A 406-nucleotide genomic window follows, 5' to 3' on the forward strand; every position below is an offset into this window, starting at 1 on the left:
TCATCGAGGTCGAGACGCGCCAGCCGACGATCTTGCGGGCGAAGACGTCGATGACGAAAGGTGAGGGCCTGCCCGCTACCGGTTCAAGGGCATGGCCCGAACGAGATTATGCCCTGCCAACTGGAGACATGGGTGAAATCGCTGACCCAGAGCTGGTTCGGCATATCGGCGACGAAGATCCGGTCACCTTGTCATCCGGGCATGGCTGTGCCGTATCCGGGTTGGTCGTGATCACCGTCTTGCCGCGGACAACACCTTGTAATCCCATAGCATTCATCAGCCTCTCCACCGTAGAACGGGCGATGCCATGACCGTTGCGGCGCAGCTGATGCCAGACCTTGCGCCCTCATCCCGGCCCCGGCTGTCATCGAAGGCCGTCCTGATGGCGGCCATGTCCAGCCGATCC

General features: G+C 61.8%; 1 pseudogene. It reads right to left on the bottom strand.

What is annotated here, in order from left to right:
• Positions 1-340: pseudogene (locus tag BYZ73_RS21830) on the bottom strand (IS3 family transposase); the annotation flags it as partial.
• Between the last annotated feature and the right edge of the window lie 66 nt (positions 341-406).

The sequence above is a fragment of the Rhodovulum viride genome (genome assembly GCF_003265965.1).
In the GTDB taxonomy this organism is placed as follows: Bacteria; Pseudomonadota; Alphaproteobacteria; order Rhodobacterales; family Rhodobacteraceae; genus Rhodovulum; species Rhodovulum kholense.